Raw genomic sequence first — 17445 nt, 5'->3', positions numbered from 1 at the left:
GATTAGCCTCCAGCGATAGCTTGAAACAATAAGATATTGTCTTGGTCATTCACGAGGTGTGAATCCCATTGATGACGAGGAATGATCACTTGGTTGATGGCCAAAGCCGTGCCGACCGTACTGCGCTCTAGAGAAGCGAGTAATTGAGACACGGTTAATGGCGCATCAAACTCCATTGGCTGGTCGTTAATTATAAGGCGCATGTTTCTTCTCGGCAGATTGGACATTGAATGGACGGTGTCAGTTGCAAGGTATTCCATTGCTGCTGTTTACCATCAAATAAACGCAATTTACCGCTTAGCGAGGAAGGCAATCCGACTAATAATTTGATGGCCTCTAAGGCTTGCAATGTGCCTATGACCCCCACGACAGGGCCAAGCACACCTGCGGTACGACAGTTACGCTGAGGCTCCGTCTGGTCAGGGTATAAACATGCGTAACAGCCGTGATTAAAGGGTGGCTCAAGCACCATAAGCTGCCCACCAAACCCCACGGCACTGCCACTAACCAACGTTTTATTTGCCATGACACAGGCCGCATTAACGGCATGGCGAGTGGCCATGTTATCGCAACAATCGAGAACTAAATCGACTTGCTCAACCAAGGGAAGCAATGTGTGAATATCTAACTTTTGTTGTAAGACATGGGTATGGATCAGTGGATTAAGATCTTGTAGTCGTTTTGCGGCAAGTTTGGCTTTAGATTGAGGAATGTCCTCAGTGCCATATAAAACTTGCCGCTGTAGATTAGAAAGGTGTAGCTCGTCGTGATCCGCAAGCCATAACTCACCGACGCCAGCGGCCGCTAAATAAAGTGATGCCGGTGCACCTAAACCACCAAGGCCAACAATCAGTACCTTACTCGTTTTAAGTTTGCCTTGTCCTTCAGGGCCGATATCTTCAAGCAGTAGCTGGCGGCTATAACGCATAAATTCATGATCATTTAACATGATGAACTCCTCGAATTAACCCGCCATCACGAGAGCGTGTGGGCGGGTTTGATTCAGGTAATCAGTGATTTTCTACGAGGCGTAAAAGGGTTTTTGTTGCCTCTAGCCAATCATCTGCTTTGGTAATTGCACTCACTAAGGCGACACTTCCAACACCGGTTGCGAGCACTGCTGGCACTCTATCGATAGAGATACCGCCAATCGCGACCGTGGGGTAATCGGGAGTCGCTTCTACCATGGTTTTGAGTGTCTCCAATCCTTGAGGTGCTGAGGGCATTTTCTTGGTTTCTGTTGGGAAAATATGCCCCATCGCAATATAAGAAGGGCGCACGGATTTAGCGATAGCAAGCTCATGTTGATCATGAGTTGAGATGCCTAAACGTAGCCCAGCTTGATGAATAGCCAATAGGTCGGTGGTTTCCAGATCTTCTTGTCCAAGATGAACACCATAGGCACCGAGCTCGATAGCTAAGCGCCAATAGTCATTGATAAATAGCCGCGCATGATGCTTTTCACCGAGAGCAATCGCTTGTTGGATATCATCACGCACTTCATCATCATGCTTATCTTTAATACGTAGCTGGATAGTCGTTACGCCTGCATTAAGCAAGCGTTCAATCCATTCTACAGAGTCGACCACAGGATAAAGCCCCAATCGTTGCTCAGTGGGAGCAAAGGGAGTGCTAGGCAATTTTTTCATCGGACACGACCTCGGCACTGTGATACAACTCGCTGCCATGAGCGCGGAAAGCTTCGGACATTTGCTCCATGCCAGCTTCCTTTTGCGCCGCATAATCACGGACTTCTTGTGAAATTTTCATTGAGCAGAATTTAGGACCACACATAGAGCAGAAATGGGCAACTTTCCCTGACGCTTGTGGCAGGGTTTCATCGTGATAAGCACGTGCGGTATCTGGGTCGAGAGCTAGGTTAAATTGATCTTCCCAGCGGAACTCAAAACGCGCTTTAGACATAGCATTATCACGAATTTGTGCTCCGGGATGCCCTTTCGCGAGGTCGGCAGCATGAGCCGCAATTTTATAGGTGATTAGCCCTTGCTTAACATCCTCTTTATTTGGTAAGCCCAAATGCTCTTTTGGGGTGACATAACAGAGCATTGCACAGCCAAACCAGCCGATCATGGCTGCCCCAATACCTGATGTAAAATGGTCATAACCGGGAGCGATATCGGTAGTTAGTGGGCCGAGGGTATAAAACGGCGCTTCATGACAATGTTCAAGCTCTTCCGTCATGTTGCGGTGGATCATCTGCATTGGCACATGTCCTGGGCCTTCAATCATCACTTGCACGTCATATTCCCAAGCAATTTTTGTAAGCTCACCAAGGGTATGCAGTTCAGCAAATTGGGCTTCATCGTTAGCATCTTGAATTGACCCTGGGCGTAAACCATCACCTAATGACAGTGATACATCATAGGCTGCACAAATCTCACAAATTTCACGGAAATTTTCATATAAGAAGTTTTCTTGGTGATGAGAGAGGCACCATTTCGCCATGATCGAGCCACCACGGGAGACAATACCGGTTAAACGTTTCGCCGTCATAGGGACATAGCGCAGGAGCACACCTGCATGGATAGTAAAGTAATCGACCCCTTGTTCGGCCTGTTCAAGCAGTGTATCGCGGAACATTTCCCACGTGAGATTTTCGGCAACCCCATTAACCTTTTCGAGTGCTTGATAAATAGGCACAGTACCAATTGGCACTGGACTGTTACGTAGGATCCACTCACGAGTTTCATGAATATAACGACCAGTAGACAGATCCATAACGGTATCGGCTCCCCAGCGGGTAGACCAAATCAGTTTTTCAACCTCTTCTTCAATGGAAGAAGTCACCGATGAGTTACCGATATTGGCGTTCACTTTCACTAGGAAGTTGCGACCAATAATCATTGGCTCAGATTCAGGGTGATTGATATTGGCTGGGATGATGGCACGGCCCGCGGCAACTTCTTGGCGGACAAATTCCGGCGTGATGTTTTCAGGCAGATTTGCACCAAATGATTGTCCGGGGTGCTGCTGTCTTAAAACGTCACCACGAATACGTTCACGTCCCATATTTTCGCGAATGGCGATAAATTCCATTTCAGGGGTAATAATACCTTGGCGTGCATAATGAAGCTGTGTTACACAGCGACCCTTCATCGCTTTCAATGGGTGGGGGCGATGATTAAATCGTAAGTGATCGAGACCCGCGTCGGCAAGTCGCTGCTGCGTAAAATCTGAGCTGAGGGTATCAACCGGAACAGTATCATTACGCTCGCGGATCCAACCTTCACGGATCTTTTTTAATCCTTTATGAACATTTAATTCTGCGGCTGGGTCGCCATAGGGGCCTGAAGTATCATAAACAGGAACAGGCTCATTATCTTCAAATTGAGGATTATCTTTATCGCCGCCAATGAGGGTTGGTGAGAGCTGGATTTCTCGCATTGGCACTTGGATATCGTCTCTTGAACCTGTTAGGTAGATACGTTTTGAATTAGGGAAGGATACGCCAGAAACCGTATTGATAAAGTTTTCGGCCGCATCACGTTGTGCTTTGCGCGTTCTTGCAGGCGCCGCTTTAGGAGAAAGATCGCTTGTAGGGATAATATTATTTTGGGACATAGCAATTTCCTGACATTGTCACGAGCGATTACGCGTATATGGGCGTAGCACTCAGGTTTATCGTAAGAAAGTTGCTTGTCTGGAGTTCGGATGGAGTAATGGTATGGCGTTGCGTGTTCATTTTGTTAGCTGACGTTTGCTGTGTTGCGTATGAGTTGTCAGCCTAAATATGCAAAAGCAAATAACCAAAATTGTTACGCTGAATGATTACTCTTGTTCCCTTCGCAGGTATTAACCCGATCAGGTTCCGCGGATCCCGAATTAACGGTCTCAGCCCGTAGCTTTCGCCACTAGGCACTCCGACAAGATGGACCTAGTATAAGAGGTGCAAAAAAAATATTCAAACTTCCCAGTGATATTGTGTCCAATGTTGTTCGGTGGCGACTTGGCAAAGACGCGCGTCACCATTTACGATAAACACCTCATCGGCAAATTGGCACATGGGCAGATCATTGGCGGAATCGGTATAGAAATAAATATAGGCATCGGTAATTGGCTGGTGGCTGATCCACTGAAGCAGGCGTTTGACTTTGCCTGCTTTAAAAGTCGCAATGCCTTCTATTTCGGTGCTGTAACCGCCATTTTTCTGCTTGATGTCGATTCCCATCACGACATCAGCAGCGAATCGTTCGGCTATCTTTTTCACAATAAAAGAAACGGTTGCAGAGATCACAATGATCGGGATCCCTTGCTTTCGATACTGCTCGATTGTGCGGATCCCTTCGGGATATATACGTGGCACGATCATGCTCTCAACAAAATCATCTAACCAGAGATCAACTTGCTCGATGCTGAACCCAGATAGCGATTGCAGGCTAAAACGCAGGTAAGTCGCCATATCTAGGGAGCCTGAGTTATATTGTGCCATCATTTGTTTGTCGGCTTCGACAAAACGCGGGTCGGTGATAATTTGCTTATCCCACAGGTATTGTGTCCACAGTACGCTGCTATCCCCCTGAATTAGGGTGTCATCTAAATCAAAAACCGCCAATTTGTTTTGCATTGTGCCTCTTTTATCTCGTTTGCTAACGTAGTGCGCGAATTTCGTTCTTATTAAACATTAACTCAAGGCGTGTACCAGGTTCAAATAGTCTTTCAGATGAGCGATTTAACAAATCAACCGTCATATTGCCTGCCGCGGTATTGACGGAATAACGAATAATATTACCTAACAGTTGATGATCTAAAATAATCGCATCGACGGGCTGTGAAATATGCTCACCGTAATGTCGCCCTGCTTCTTTAACATAGATGGATTCTGGGCGAATAGCGAGCGTACCTTGCAAATTAAGCCCGAGTAGCGCATTGGCTTTGTCAGCCTCCACAAGGTTGTAATTGCCCATAAAACGAGCCACAAATTCATTGGCTGGTTGCGTGTAGATATTCTCAGCTGTATCGTTCTGGATAATCGCCCCTTTATTCATTAAAAAGATGCGATCAGACATGATCATGGCTTCATCTTGATCATGAGTAACAAAAATGGTCGTCAATTTTAACTCACGTTGGATATGACGGATCTGTTGGCGCAGATGTTTACGAATACGCGCATCTAATGCCGAAAGTGGCTCATCCAATAGCAATATTTGGGGCTTCATCACCAATGCACGTGCAAGAGCGACACGTTGCCGCTGTCCACCCGAAAGCTGGTGAGGAAATTGCTGCTCTTTACCTTGCAACTCAACCATTTCAATAACGTCTGCAACCGCTTTATTGCGCTCAGTGCTGTTGACTTTACGCATTTTTAGGCCGAAGGCGATATTGTCTTCAACTGTCATATTCGGGAATAACGCATAACTTTGAAAGACCATGCCAACGCCTCGCTGATGGGCTGCTTGGTGCGTGATGTTTTGGCGATTGATATACAGGTCACCATTATCAGGTTGTTCGAGTCCGGCAATACAGCGCAATAAGGTCGATTTTCCACAGCCGCTAGGCCCTAACAGGGTAATAAATTCGCCTTTTTCTATTGTGAATTGAATATTAGAGAACACCTGATTTTGACCAAATGATTTACTCAAATTTTCAGCAATAACATAACTCATTATTCATCTCCCGAACGGCTCATCCGCGTGGCGAGCCATGTGAGTAACAAGGTAAATAAGAAATAAGACATCACCAACGCAGAGGTAAAGTGACCGCTGGTTTGACGCATATTAAATAAGTAGATTTGCAATGTTTCATAACGTGTTCCCACCAAAATGTTGGCAAACACAAACTCACCCATCAAAAATGAAAATGAGATCAGTAATGAGACCAGTAACCCTTTGCGAATATTCGGTAATACTATTAATAAGAAAGCCTTAAAGGTACTTGCTCCGAGTAAATGCGCGGCATCCATTAAGTCATGTAAATTAATGCCTTGGAAGCTATTAGCGAGTGCACGGTACATGAAAGGTAGGGTGATAGTGAAATAAGTACCAATTAATATCCATGGCGTACCAACCAACATAAATGGCTCATCAGCAAATATTTGTAATAGACCCACCGATGACACCACAGGGGGAATAGCAAAAGGCAGGATGATCAGTAAATCCATCAGCCCCTTTAATTTCGGGAAGCGGTAAAACACGGCAAATGCCATTGGTAAAATGACCAGTGCGCTAACCAACAAAGTACTAAAACAGATGAGCAGCGACCGCCCAAAAGCATACAGAAATCGAGGGTCTTGCCATAACTGTAAATACCATTTTATCGATAAGGCATCCGGTAAAACGGTCGCTCCCCATTGTGTAGAAATTGAATAAATAAAAGTGGCAACAATAGGTAGAGCTAATAACAAAACAACACTAATAAGAATGAATTTATGTAGCCAAAGGCCGGAAGAGCCATTTGGCTTGGCGGTAAGATTATGACTTGGCATGATAACTCCGTTTTAATAGCCAATGATGGATGGCAGTGATAAATCCAAGAATAGCAATTAGTAAAACGGATAATGCTGCTGCTAAATTAGGCTCTAAATAAAGGTCGCCGGAGACTAAGCTGGCAATACGGATGGTCACTAGATTGTAATTGCCACTCATCAGGGCGTAAGTGCTCGCGTAAGCCCCAACGGCATTAGCAACTAAAATAATAAAAGTACCAAGTAATGCGGGAGCGAGTACGGGGATAGCAACGTTGCGCCAATAAGATAATTTACTGGCTCCCATGGTTTTAGCCGCATCTTCCCACTCTGGTTTCAACGCATCAAAGGCAGGATAAAGCAACAAAATACCCAGAGGAATTTGAAAGTAGATATACAGCAGCATTAACCCACTTGCGCTATAAATATCGAAATCCTCAATAATTCCCCAAGATTTCAATTGCAGGGTAATTGCGCCATTGACCCCAAGTATGATGATAAAAGCAAAGGCAAGGGGAACACCGCTAAAGTTACTCGCCATTGTGGTGAAGGAAATCATCATACTGCGTACTCTGCCTTGCATTTTATAAATGGAAAATGCCGTTAATGCAGAAATGAATAGCCCGATGACACTACAGACAATCGATAACCAGAGGGTGTTCTCAAAGGCTTGCAGATAAAAATCGTTGGTGAAAATATCAAGGTAGTTGTCGACTGACCAAGCTTCTTCATAAATAAAGCTATTGATAAATACCCAAATCATAGGGGCGATTTGAAACAAGCAAAACAATGTAATAAATGGCAGTGTTAATAAGGCTGATCCCCAATGAAAACGTGATAAGTGTTTCTTTAACATTGCGGCTTTCCCTTGTTGGTGGTTTGCTTGTTCACAAGGTACGCTAACGTCGGCCATTAATTATCTCCTACCAATAATGTGTGACAGATTGTTTTATCGCCATATTCAATTCCGAGTAAGGCGCAAACCGTGCCACAAATCGCAGTTTGCTTCACCATACACTGTTCTTGATGTGAAAATTGCTCGCCAATAACAAACAGAGGAACAGCGCGCTCTTCAGGTAATATACCGCCATGGCTACGATCACTGTTCATGCCATGATCACTCGTGACAATAATTTGATAGCCTTGCTCAATCCATTGAGGTAAGTAATTTGACAAAATAGTGTCGGCTTGCCGCGCCGCGTTACGATATTGTGAGGAATCAAAACCAAACTTATGGCCTGTATCATCAATATTCATCGGATGGATCAGTAAAAAATCAGGCGAGTATTGAGTGCGCAGGTATTCCGCATCCATAAATAGGTGGCTGTCTGGATAATGGTCTGCTTGGTAAAAACAGCCATGCTGGATAGCGAGTTGCTTATCATTGGTAAAACGGTCTCGAGTCGCAACAAAAGGTGCTCGGTTATATAGCTCGCTGACCCAATAATAAGCCGCGGCTGCCGTTGTTTTACCTGCTCTCTTGGCTAAAGAAAAAATACTATCAAAGTGGGAGAGACGCACGACGTCATTGTTAACGATACCGCTATCGACAGGGGAAACTCCCGTCAAAATACATTCGTATAAAGGGCGTGACATAGAGGGTAGCTCACACTCCACTTTATAGAGCGTTGCTCGATCAACTTCGATCAATCCATTGAGGTAGCCCATACAATCATGGGCTACTGGGTAACTCAAGCCATCGAGAACAACAAGGATCACTTTATCAGACATGAGATATTTTCTTCCTAAGTGACATTACTGCTGGTGGATTAACACTTGCTGTTGCCACATTTTGGGGAGTTTGCGAGACGACTTTTCCCAGCCATCCGCATCGTTAATTGGGCGAACATTTTTGTACTGCTCATCCGGTAACAATTTGGCTTTAATCTCTTCGGGGAGGGTGAGGTATTCAGCACGAATTGGGCGGGCGTAGCCTTCAGCTAGGTTAATTTGCCCCTGATCGCTAAAAATAAATTCACGTGCTAACTTCGCGGCATTTGGATTTTTGGCATATTTATTAATGATAGTGGTATAGCCTGAGATAACTGAACCATCAGAAGGAATGACAACGGTAAAGCGATCACGATTGATCTGATCACGATAATTCAGCGCATTGAAATCCCAAAGAATACCGACGGCAACTTCGCCTTTTTCAATATTTGCAACGGTTGGATCATTCACGGAAAGACGTTTTTGCTTGGCAAGTTCAGCAAAAAACGCAATAGCTGGCTGTAAGTTATTTTCATCACCACCGCGCGCATAGGCCGCTGCTAATACTGCATTGTTAGCTTGAGCTGCGATACCAACATCACCAACAGTGACTTTATATTTACCTTTTAGCAAATCATCCCAGCTTTTTGGCGCATCTTTAACTAGCTCATTATTGATCATGAAAGCAATGGTGCCCGTATAAGCCAGTGCCCAATGGCCTTCTTTATCTTTTGCCCAATCAGGGATTTGTGACCATGTGGTTGGTTTATAAGGTTGGGTAACGCCTTTCTGTACGGCAACAGGGCCAAAGGAGGCGCCGACATCGCCAATATCTGCGGTAGCATTATTTTTTTCAGCGGCAAACTTAGCAATCTCTTGCGCTGAACTCATATCCGTATCTTGGTGCTTTAATCCATAGGTTTTTTCGAGATCTTGCCAAGTTCCTTTCCAGTTAGCCCAAGTATCTGGCATTCCAACACTGTATACTTGACCTTCTTTTTTAGCGGCTTCAATCAAGGCGGTTAAATCGTTATCGGCTGCTAAAGCAGCACTTGACGCGGTTAATGAAAGTAAAACTGCGGGTACAATCGTTTTCATTTTATCTCTCACTGTATAGAGGAGTTATATTGGTTAGTTAGTATGCTAATTTTCCAAGGTGACAGTGAGTTGACGGTTTTGTGACACTTTTTCGATGTTTTAGGGAAAAAACTGTCTAAAAAGTGTCAAAAACACTAACTAAAAATGATTAAGTACAACGACTAGATTACATTTTGTGAAAAAAGCGTATCTTTATAGAAAAAGATGAAATCCTTTTATACCAATAAAAGATGTAAAAAATGACAAAAGTGACATTAACTGGAACAGAGAAAGGTTGGTGGTTTGTTTGCTTTGCTGGGCGCTTATGGTTACCACAAGGAGATGCTCCTAGGGGGAGTGCAAAAGATTGGTCACTGTCTGGGAAGATAGCAACACCGATTGGTGAATGGCAAGGTGAGGTTGTTTGGCTAATTGCTGAAAAAATGCCAACAGATATGGCTTCACCGCGCTTATTAGCATCACAAGATGAGGGATTATTTCGTTTAGCTGGGCGTGGAGTACAGTTAGCGGAGTTTTATCGTTCCCATCGTTACTGCGGTTATTGCGGCACCGCAATGCGTCATAGTACGACTGAGTGGGCTTGTCTTTGTGACCATTGCCATGAACGCTATTACCCACAAATTGCGCCTTGCATTATTGTTGGCATCCGTCGTGGTGACCATATATTGCTAGCACAGCACCGCCGCCATACTCAAAACCCTCTCTTTACCGTACTTGCGGGTTTTGTTGAAGTGGGTGAGACACTGGAAGAAGCGGTAGCACGAGAAGTCATGGAAGAAAGCGGGATCACAATACGTAATATTCGTTATGTGTCTTCTCAGCCTTGGCCTTTCCCTCACTCATTAATGATGGGGTTTCTGGCTGACTATGACAGTGGCGAAATTAAGGTTGATCCGAATGAACTCGTGAGTGCCGCGTGGTATCACTACAATGAATTACCTAAAATTCCTCCGAGTGACACAATCGCAAGGCGATTAATTGAAGATACGGTGGCTTTATGTCGCCAAGAGGACGCCTAAACGTGCGAATTGCTTAGGCGCTGATATTGTTGTGTGTAACATGCTACAATAGCGACCCTTAGCCATTTGCGGCGGCCACTGACTATAATGGAGTAAATAATGACTGAGTTGAAAAATGACCGCTATCTACGTGCTTTGCTACGTCAGCCTGTAGATACCACCCCTGTATGGATGATGCGTCAAGCAGGGCGTTACCTACCGGAGTACAAAGCAACGCGTGCACAGGCTGGTGATTTTATTTCTCTGTGTAAAAACACCGAGTTAGCGTGTGAAGTGACACTTCAACCGTTACGTCGTTTTCCATTAGACGCCGCAATCCTATTTTCTGATATCTTAACCATCCCTGATGCTATGGGGCTAGGCCTCTATTTTGAGACGGGTGAAGGGCCTCGTTTCAAAAAGCCAATCACTTGCCTAAATGATATAAAAAACATACCAGTACCTGATCCGGAAATGGAACTGGGCTATGTTATGGATGCGGTAAGAGCAATCCGTAAAGCGCTAAAGGGGGATGTACCTCTTATCGGTTTTTCGGGGAGTCCGTGGACATTAGCCACTTACATGGTCGAAGGTGGCAGCAGTAAAGCGTTCACAAAAATTAAAAAAATGATGTATGAAGACCCGAATGCGCTCCACTTATTACTGGATAAACTCGCTGATAGCGTGATTTTATATTTAAATGCGCAAATTCGGGCAGGGGCTCAATCCATCATGATTTTTGATACATGGGGTGGCGTGCTAACTAAACGTGATTATTTACAATTCTCTCTTCATTACATGCATAAGATCATTGATGGCCTAATACGTGAAAATGAAGGCCGCCGTGTGCCTGTGACCCTATTTACAAAAGGCGGTGGGCAATGGCTAGAGGAGATGGCTGCAACAGGTTGTGATGCTCTAGGTCTTGATTGGACCACTGAAATTGCGGATGCCCGTCGTCGAGTCGGTGACAAAGTGGCACTACAGGGAAATATGGATCCATCAATGCTTTATGCTCCGATACCGCGCATTGAAGAAGAAGTACAAAATATTTTGGCAGGCTTCGGGCAAGGTAATGGACATGTCTTTAATTTAGGTCATGGTATCCATCAAGATGTTCCCCCTGAGCATGCAGGTGCTTTTGTTGATGCTGTCCACCGTTTTTCCCGCCAATACCATCAATAACTGATCGGTTTTTTGATAGCGTACTCACAGATCCTTGTAAGTACGCTGTTATCTTCTATCATTAATCGTTAATCATAATAAGTATTGAGCACATCATGGCCATAGACACTCGATTGTTGCGACAAGAGCAAGTAGATAAAGCACAGCTTATTGTATTGAATGAAAATAATATACAGCCGATTTTTATCGGTGGTGCTGATGTGGGCTTTGAGCAGCAAGGTACTGTCACTCGTGCGGTGATCGCCGTTCTGTCATGGCCTGATTTGCAATTGGTTGAGTATCAGATTGCGCGAGTACCCACACAATTACCTTATATTCCGGGTTTGCTCTCTTTTCGTGAAGTGCCTGGATTGATGGCAGCTTGGCAACAACTGCATCATAAACCTGAATTAGTGTTAGTTGATGGTCAAGGGATCGCCCATCCTCGTCGTTTCGGTGTTGCGTGTCACTTTGGCTTACAGGCTGATGTGCCAACCATTGGAGTCGCAAAAAGTCGATTGTACGGTGACTATGAAGCAGTGAATGAAGCCCCGGGAAGTTTTCAACCATTACGGCATGGCGAAAATCAGCTTGGTTGGGTGCTGAGAAGTAAAAAAAGATGCAATCCTTTGTTTATTTCACCGGGTCATAAGATGAGTGTCAGTGCTTCTCGTGAGTGGGTTGAACGCTGTTTAAAGGGGTATCGGCTACCTGAGCCAACGCGACTTGCTGATGGAATAGCCTCTAATAGGTCGTTTTTTGAGCGAATGAAAGAGAAATCCGGCTAATTATCAGCAAAATATGTGGTATTGGCAGATTTTCAGGTAAACTGCGATGTATTGAGATTGATGAGTCTGAAATTATGTTAAGAAATCCCATCCATTTGAGGTTGGAAAAACTAGAAAGCTGGCAACATGTTACTTTTATGGCATGCCTGTGCGAACGAATGTACCCCAACTACCAAATGTTTTGTCAGCAAAGTGAATTTACTGACGCAAAGGTTTATCGGTCTATACTTGATTTGGTATGGGAAACGCTGGTCGTTAAAGACAGTAAAATTAATTTCGACAATCAGCTCGAAAAATTAGAAGAAATTATACCGTCAGCAGATGATTTTGATTTCTACGGTGTTTATCCAGCCATCGATGCTTGTATCGCTTTAGGTGAAGTGGTTCATGCAAAATTAAGTGGCGAAACACTGAGCCATGCTATTGCGGTTAGCGAAACATCGATTCGTACTGTTGCGATGCTGGAAATGACCCAAGCTGGTAGGGAAATGTCAGAGGAAGAGCTGAAAGAATTATCCTCAATTGAGGAAGAGTGGGATATCCAGTGGGAAATTTTCCGTTTACTGGCTGCCTGTGAAGAGCGAGACTTAGAGTTAATTAAAGGATTAAAATCTGACCTCCGTGAAGCGGGGGTTAGCAATATTGGTATTACTGTAGGCTAGTTTTTAGCGTTTCATTGATGAAAACGTGACTTAGCGCAGTAATGCTGATGACTAAGACTTCACATTTGCCCCTAGACTGGTCTACATTTAGGGGCAAGAAGAGAAGTGGCTATCGGGGGCGTGTATCAGGGGCTGTCAATTTGGCATATCCGACGCACTCGATGCTTTGCAAACGATAAACACACTGTGTAAGGATAATTTATGAACAAGACTGAATTAGTTGATGCTATCGCAGAATCAGCAGACCTGACAAAAGTACAGGCTAAAGCAGCATTAGAATCAACTCTGAATGCTATTTCAGAAACGCTGAAAAAAGGCGAGCAAGTACAACTGGTCGGTTTCGGTACTTTCAAAGTCAGCCACCGTGCAGAGCGTACCGGTCGTAACCCGCAAACTCGCGAAGAGATCACTATCCCAGCAACTAATGTTCCTGCTTTCTCTGCCGGTAAAGCACTGAAAGAAGCGGTAAAATAATTAAGTTGCAAACTAGAATTATCAGGGGGGGTAGTCAACGACCCCTTTTGTTCATTCGGAAAGGGTTGCTGGTATTGGGAGCCATCTCAATGCTCAGCGCCTGTTCTTCTCGTAACAACTTTCCCGAGTTTAGTGCGAGTGGATTTATTGCGGATGATGGTGTAATCCGTATGTGGCGTCTTAATGACGCAAAAAATGACCCTCAAGTGCTTATGGTTGTTTACAGCCCTTACAAAGGCACTGATACTTCCGTTAATTTCTTCGAGTACCGAGCAGGCCAGCTTTGGCAAATTCGTAGCCAAATCTTAAATGCGGGTGAGCAAGAAATGATGGAACAACTCCGTTTTAACAAAAACGATGATGTGATCTTTATGCAACGAGTCGAAAAAGATCGCAAAACCGCACTTTCTTCCGATGACATTATCCGTTGGCGTTTTGAAGCAAAACGTATTTTAGATATTAATACTGCTTTGGTAGTCGGTGGTGTGAAACTATACCAAGGTCGTTGGTCACAAAACCAAGTCGTCACTTGTGGCGGTGATGTCAAAAAAGTCGAATTTGAACCTTATGCACAAAATTGGTTAGAAAGCCGAGCAAAAGTTTGGCATAAACAGCTGAATATTGCTTGGTTAGAATCCCCTGAAGGGAATCAACTTTTGATGGTTGCGGATACCGATTTTTGCCGCTGGCAGCCTAGTAAAGATTCATTGTAATCTCACCGCTCGTCGTCTTTCGCATCCTAACGTTGTTGGCTTCAGCAACTCACCTCAGTCACATATTTGTGTATACTCCCGAGGATAAATTACTTTGTCGCCTAGTTAGGCTACGAAATACTCAGCGCTTTCGCCTGTTAGAAATAAAAAAGCTGATAAAGCGGCTGTTTATCAGCTTAGTGAGTTTAACTTCTGTGCTCGCTATTTCAGGCGTGCGACGGCACGATAACCAATATCTTTACGGTAAAAACTGCCATCCCAATGAATATTTTCAGCGGCTTGATAGGCTTTTTGTTGAGCTTGGGCGATATCATTACCGAGTGCTGTGACACAAAGAACACGGCCTCCGGCAGTGATGACCTTATCATCTTTCATTTTAGTGCCAGCATGAAATACTTTGCTATCCGCCATTTCTTCGGTCGGCAAACCGTGGATCACATCACCTTGGCGGTAATCACCTGGATAACCTCCGGCAGCAATTACCACACCGAGAGCAGGGCGTTCATCCCATAAGGAATCTTTACCTGCTAGCTCACCTTTTGCCCCTGCAAGACACAACTCGACTAAATCAGATTGTAAACGCATCATGATAGGTTGAGTTTCAGGATCGCCAAAACGGCAGTTAAATTCGATAACTTTAGGGTTACCAGCCTTATCAATCATTAGACCCGCATAGAGGAAACCTTGATAACGATGCCCCTCGGCATCCATACCTTTTACTGTTGGATAGATGATTTGTTCCATGACACGCTGGTGAATTTCATTTGTCACAACGGGCGCCGGTGAATATGCGCCCATACCACCCGTGTTAAGACCTGTATCACCATCGCCAACACGTTTATGGTCTTGGCTAGTTGCCATTGGAACGACATTTTCGCCGTCCACCATCACAATAAAACTTGCTTCTTCACCGTCTAAGAACTCTTCAATCACGATACGGTGACCTGCATCACCAAATGCGTTACCAGCAAGCATATCGTGCACAGCATCTTTAGCTTCAGCCAGCGTCATCGCGACAATGACACCTTTACCTGCGGCAAGACCATCAGCCTTAATAACAATCGGTGCGCCGACTTTATCCAGATACGCCAAAGCAGGTTCGATTTCAGTAAAATTTTGGTAAGCGGCTGTCGGTATTTTGTGACGAGCTAAAAAGTCTTTCGTAAAAGCTTTCGAACCTTCGAGCTGTGCGGCGCCTTGAGTCGGACCGAAAATGGTTAGCCCTGCTTTTTGGAACGCATCAACGACCCCAATGACCAGTGGTGCTTCTGGGCCAACAATCGTTAGGCCGATTTGTTGCTCTTTCGCAAATTTTAATAATCCATCGATATCCGTTGCTGAGATAGCCACGTTTTCAAGATTAGTCTCTAATGCAGTTCCAGCATTACCCGGAGCCACATAAACTTTGTCAGCAAGTGGTGACTGTGCGGCTTTCCATGCTAGGGCGTGTTCACGACCACCGCCGCCAATAATTAAAATATTCATACTTAACTCCACATGATTAATGGCGGAAATGGCGCATATTAGTGAAAATCATGGCGATGCCGTGCTCGTTAGCCGCTTCAATCACTTCGCTATCGCGGATTGAACCACCTGGCTGGATCACACAGGTCACACCAACGGCTGCCGCTGCATCAATACCGTCACGGAACGGGAAGAATGCGTCGGAGGCCATTGCACAACCTGCAACTTCTAAGCCTTCATCTGCGGCTTTAATACCTGCAATTTTCGCAGAATACACTCGGCTCATTTGCCCTGCACCAATGCCAATAGTCATATCATTTTTGGCATAAACAATCGCGTTCGACTTAACGAATTTAGCGACTTTCCAACAGAATAGGGCATCTTTAAATTCACGCTCAGTGGGTTGGCGTTTAGTCACAACACGTAGCTCGTCAGGTTCAACCATACCAAGGTCACGGTCTTGGACCAATAAACCACCGTTAACACGTTTAAAATCTAATCCTGCAACAGGTTTATCCCACTCACCACATGTAAGAACACGCACATTTTGCTTGGTCGCTAATACTGAAAGAGCATCATCGGCAACCGTTGGTGCAATAATAACTTCTACAAATTGGCGCTCAATAATCGCTTCTGCTGTTGCCTTATCAAGCTGACGGTTAAAGGCAATGATGCCACCAAATGCAGACGTTGGATCCGTTTTAAACGCGCGATCGTAAGCTGCATGAATATTATTACCAATAGCAACACCGCAAGGGTTGGCATGTTTGACGATAACGCAGGCTGGCTCTTCGAAAGATTTAACACATTCTAAAGCGGCGTCCGTATCAGCAATATTGTTATAAGAGAGAGCCTTACCTTGCAGCTGTGTCGCCGTGGCGATTGATGCCTCTTTAGGGTTCTCTTCTATATAAAAAGCGGCATCTTGGTGACTATTTTCACCGTAACGCATGTCTTGTTTTTTGATAAAGTTTAAATTCAACGTACGAGGGAAACGTCCCGATGGTTGCGTTGTATCGCCATAATAAGGGGTGACTAATTCGCCAAAGTAGTTGGCTATCATACTGTCATAAGCGGCAGTATGTTCGAACGCTTTAATAGCAAGGTCAAAACGAGTAGACCAATTTAAAGAGTTATCGTGGTTATCCAATTCTTCAATGATTTTTTCATAATCATTGCTGTTTACAACAATCGCGACATCTTTATGGTTTTTAGCGGCTGAGCGCACCATTGTGGGGCCGCCGATATCGATATTTTCAACAGCATCTTCTAGGGTGCAGTTAGGCTTAGCGACGGTTTGTGCAAAGGGGTACAGATTGACAACAACCATATCAATCGGTTCGATATTATGTTGCTGCATAATGGCATCATCAATGCCACGACGACCTAAAATGCCACCATGAACTTTTGGGTGAAGTGTTTTAACACGACCATCCATCATTTCAGGGAACCCTGTATAGTCTGAAACTTCGGTGACTTTTAACCCTGACTCGGTAAGTAGTTTTGCGGTTCCACCTGTAGAGAGCAGTTCAACACCTCGTTGTGAAAGCGCTTTAGCGAATTCAACAACACCTGTTTTATCAGAAACACTGAGCAGGGCACGACGAATAGGACGAAGCTGTTGCATGAGATAGATCCCTTGGATAAGAAAGCAATAAAACCGTAAGAGTTAGTTTAAAGCGTAAAAACGACGCTTCTTATATATACCTATTTCTGCTGTAACTGTTTAATCACATCAAAATATCAATAGATAGAGATAAGCCACTAACAATTTCAGAACATAAAAATAAAATCAACGATGAATTTTCATGCTAATTGTAACGCAATCGTTTGCGTAATGCGCGTTATATTTTAATTATTTTTATGGTTGTGGATAACTTTGTGGGTAAATCTGTATAAAGGTGCGTTTTGCTGTGGAATGCAGCAATCGAATAAAAAAGTGATAAAAAGGGG

The 17445-nt window shown here is 44.4% G+C and carries 18 protein-coding genes and 1 riboswitch; of the genes, 6 read left to right on the top strand and 12 right to left on the bottom strand.

Annotation, left to right across the window (positions count from 1 at the left end):
• Window positions 1-2: 2 nt before the first annotated feature.
• From thiS to PR709_RS18875, 10 genes are all read right to left on the bottom strand, one after another.
• Entirely contained in the window at window positions 3-203 is a 201-nt protein-coding gene (gene thiS, locus PR709_RS18920; RefSeq protein ID WP_004924788.1) for a sulfur carrier protein ThiS, read from the bottom strand.
• On the bottom strand, window positions 191-949 hold the full coding sequence (locus tag PR709_RS18915) for a HesA/MoeB/ThiF family protein (RefSeq protein ID WP_004924791.1): 759 nt from the start codon (window positions 947-949) through the stop codon (window positions 191-193). Before PR709_RS18915 ends, thiS begins: the two co-directional genes overlap by 13 nt.
• A gap of 61 nt (window positions 950-1010) precedes the next feature.
• On the bottom strand, window positions 1011-1649 hold the full coding sequence (thiE, locus tag PR709_RS18910; protein WP_004924793.1) for a thiamine phosphate synthase: 639 nt from the start codon (window positions 1647-1649) through the stop codon (window positions 1011-1013).
• A complete protein-coding gene (thiC, locus tag PR709_RS18905; protein WP_004924795.1) occupies window positions 1633-3582 on the bottom strand; it encodes a phosphomethylpyrimidine synthase ThiC in 1950 nt (649 codons plus the stop codon). The genes thiE and thiC overlap by 17 nt, the downstream gene beginning before the upstream one ends.
• Window positions 3583-3782: 200 nt before the next feature.
• Window positions 3783-3894: riboswitch (TPP riboswitch) on the bottom strand.
• A 28-nt stretch (window positions 3895-3922) separates the two neighbouring features.
• Window positions 3923-4585, bottom strand: coding sequence for an HAD family hydrolase (locus PR709_RS18900; protein ID WP_004924796.1), 663 nt, complete (start codon window positions 4583-4585; stop codon window positions 3923-3925).
• Between the two features lie 22 nt (window positions 4586-4607).
• A complete protein-coding gene (locus PR709_RS18895; protein WP_272571106.1) occupies window positions 4608-5624 on the bottom strand; it encodes an ABC transporter ATP-binding protein in 1017 nt (338 codons plus the stop codon).
• Window positions 5624-6442 (bottom strand): ABC transporter permease, encoded by an 819-nt coding sequence (locus PR709_RS18890; protein WP_272571105.1) that lies wholly within the window; start codon window positions 6440-6442, stop codon window positions 5624-5626. The genes PR709_RS18895 and PR709_RS18890 overlap by 1 nt, the downstream gene beginning before the upstream one ends.
• A complete protein-coding gene (locus tag PR709_RS18885) occupies window positions 6429-7334 on the bottom strand; it encodes an ABC transporter permease (RefSeq protein WP_004924805.1) in 906 nt (301 codons plus the stop codon). Before PR709_RS18885 ends, PR709_RS18890 begins: the two co-directional genes overlap by 14 nt.
• Window positions 7334-8152 (bottom strand): alkaline phosphatase family protein, encoded by an 819-nt coding sequence (locus tag PR709_RS18880; protein ID WP_004924808.1) that lies wholly within the window; start codon window positions 8150-8152, stop codon window positions 7334-7336. The genes PR709_RS18885 and PR709_RS18880 overlap by 1 nt, the downstream gene beginning before the upstream one ends.
• A 24-nt stretch (window positions 8153-8176) precedes the next feature.
• Window positions 8177-9229, bottom strand: a complete 1053-nt coding sequence (locus PR709_RS18875; protein ID WP_004924811.1) for an ABC transporter substrate-binding protein — start codon at window positions 9227-9229, stop codon at window positions 8177-8179.
• Between the two features lie 239 nt (window positions 9230-9468).
• On the opposite strand from PR709_RS18875, the gene nudC reads away from it, so the two are divergent.
• The 6 genes from nudC to PR709_RS18845 all read left to right on the top strand — a co-directional run bounded on the left by nudC (window position 9469) and on the right by PR709_RS18845 (window position 14028).
• Window positions 9469-10248, top strand: coding sequence for an NAD(+) diphosphatase (gene nudC / locus PR709_RS18870; protein WP_004924813.1), 780 nt, complete (start codon window positions 9469-9471; stop codon window positions 10246-10248).
• A gap of 99 nt (window positions 10249-10347) precedes the next feature.
• Entirely contained in the window at window positions 10348-11412 is a 1065-nt protein-coding gene (gene hemE, locus PR709_RS18865) for a uroporphyrinogen decarboxylase (RefSeq protein ID WP_036942124.1), read from the top strand.
• A gap of 95 nt (window positions 11413-11507) precedes the next feature.
• Window positions 11508-12179: a deoxyribonuclease V gene (gene nfi / locus PR709_RS18860; protein ID WP_004924818.1), complete on the top strand. Its 672-nt coding sequence runs from the start codon at window positions 11508-11510 to the stop codon at window positions 12177-12179.
• Window positions 12180-12253: 74 nt separating this feature from the next.
• Entirely contained in the window at window positions 12254-12841 is a 588-nt protein-coding gene (locus tag PR709_RS18855; protein WP_004924819.1) for a YjaG family protein, read from the top strand.
• Window positions 12842-13042: 201 nt separating this feature from the next.
• Window positions 13043-13315, top strand: coding sequence for an HU family DNA-binding protein (locus PR709_RS18850; protein ID WP_004924821.1), 273 nt, complete (start codon window positions 13043-13045; stop codon window positions 13313-13315).
• An 89-nt stretch (window positions 13316-13404) separates the two neighbouring features.
• Window positions 13405-14028 (top strand): DUF1481 domain-containing protein, encoded by a 624-nt coding sequence (locus PR709_RS18845; RefSeq protein WP_004924822.1) that lies wholly within the window; start codon window positions 13405-13407, stop codon window positions 14026-14028.
• Window positions 14029-14229: 201 nt separating this feature from the next.
• Here the strand turns inward: PR709_RS18845 and purD are convergent, their stop codons facing one another.
• Both purD and purH read right to left on the bottom strand, forming a co-directional pair.
• The gene (purD, locus tag PR709_RS18840) at window positions 14230-15513 is read right to left on the bottom strand and encodes a phosphoribosylamine--glycine ligase (RefSeq protein WP_004924824.1); all 1284 of its coding nucleotides are present in this window, start codon (window positions 15511-15513) and stop codon (window positions 14230-14232) included.
• Between the two features lie 16 nt (window positions 15514-15529).
• On the bottom strand, window positions 15530-17119 hold the full coding sequence (gene purH / locus PR709_RS18835; protein WP_004924826.1) for a bifunctional phosphoribosylaminoimidazolecarboxamide formyltransferase/IMP cyclohydrolase: 1590 nt from the start codon (window positions 17117-17119) through the stop codon (window positions 15530-15532).
• Between the last annotated feature and the right edge of the window lie 326 nt (window positions 17120-17445).

The organism is Providencia sp. PROV267 (assembly GCF_028477825.1).
Classification (GTDB): domain Bacteria; phylum Pseudomonadota; class Gammaproteobacteria; order Enterobacterales; family Enterobacteriaceae; genus Providencia; species Providencia stuartii.
The sequence above is the reverse complement of the archived record's forward strand: the minus strand, read 5'-3'. Positions and strand labels throughout refer to the sequence as shown.

Coding starts and splice junctions, on each gene's coding strand:
- thiS (WP_004924788.1), bottom strand. CDS start 203: ATGCGCCTTATAATTAACGACCAGCCAATGGAGTTTGATGCGCCATTA.
- PR709_RS18915 (WP_004924791.1), bottom strand. CDS start 949: ATGTTAAATGATCATGAATTTATGCGTTATAGCCGCCAGCTACTGCTT.
- thiE (WP_004924793.1), bottom strand. CDS start 1,649: ATGAAAAAATTGCCTAGCACTCCCTTTGCTCCCACTGAGCAACGATTG.
- thiC (WP_004924795.1), bottom strand. CDS start 3,582: ATGTCCCAAAATAATATTATCCCTACAAGCGATCTTTCTCCTAAAGCG.
- PR709_RS18900 (WP_004924796.1), bottom strand. CDS start 4,585: ATGCAAAACAAATTGGCGGTTTTTGATTTAGATGACACCCTAATTCAG.
- PR709_RS18895 (WP_272571106.1), bottom strand. CDS start 5,624: ATGAGTTATGTTATTGCTGAAAATTTGAGTAAATCATTTGGTCAAAAT.
- PR709_RS18890 (WP_272571105.1), bottom strand. CDS start 6,442: ATGCCAAGTCATAATCTTACCGCCAAGCCAAATGGCTCTTCCGGCCTT.
- PR709_RS18885 (WP_004924805.1), bottom strand. CDS start 7,334: ATGGCCGACGTTAGCGTACCTTGTGAACAAGCAAACCACCAACAAGGG.
- PR709_RS18880 (WP_004924808.1), bottom strand. CDS start 8,152: ATGTCTGATAAAGTGATCCTTGTTGTTCTCGATGGCTTGAGTTACCCA.
- PR709_RS18875 (WP_004924811.1), bottom strand. CDS start 9,229: ATGAAAACGATTGTACCCGCAGTTTTACTTTCATTAACCGCGTCAAGT.
- nudC (WP_004924813.1), top strand. CDS start 9,469: ATGACAAAAGTGACATTAACTGGAACAGAGAAAGGTTGGTGGTTTGTT.
- hemE (WP_036942124.1), top strand. CDS start 10,348: ATGACTGAGTTGAAAAATGACCGCTATCTACGTGCTTTGCTACGTCAG.
- nfi (WP_004924818.1), top strand. CDS start 11,508: ATGGCCATAGACACTCGATTGTTGCGACAAGAGCAAGTAGATAAAGCA.
- PR709_RS18855 (WP_004924819.1), top strand. CDS start 12,254: ATGTTAAGAAATCCCATCCATTTGAGGTTGGAAAAACTAGAAAGCTGG.
- PR709_RS18850 (WP_004924821.1), top strand. CDS start 13,043: ATGAACAAGACTGAATTAGTTGATGCTATCGCAGAATCAGCAGACCTG.
- PR709_RS18845 (WP_004924822.1), top strand. CDS start 13,405: ATGCTCAGCGCCTGTTCTTCTCGTAACAACTTTCCCGAGTTTAGTGCG.
- purD (WP_004924824.1), bottom strand. CDS start 15,513: ATGAATATTTTAATTATTGGCGGCGGTGGTCGTGAACACGCCCTAGCA.
- purH (WP_004924826.1), bottom strand. CDS start 17,119: ATGCAACAGCTTCGTCCTATTCGTCGTGCCCTGCTCAGTGTTTCTGAT.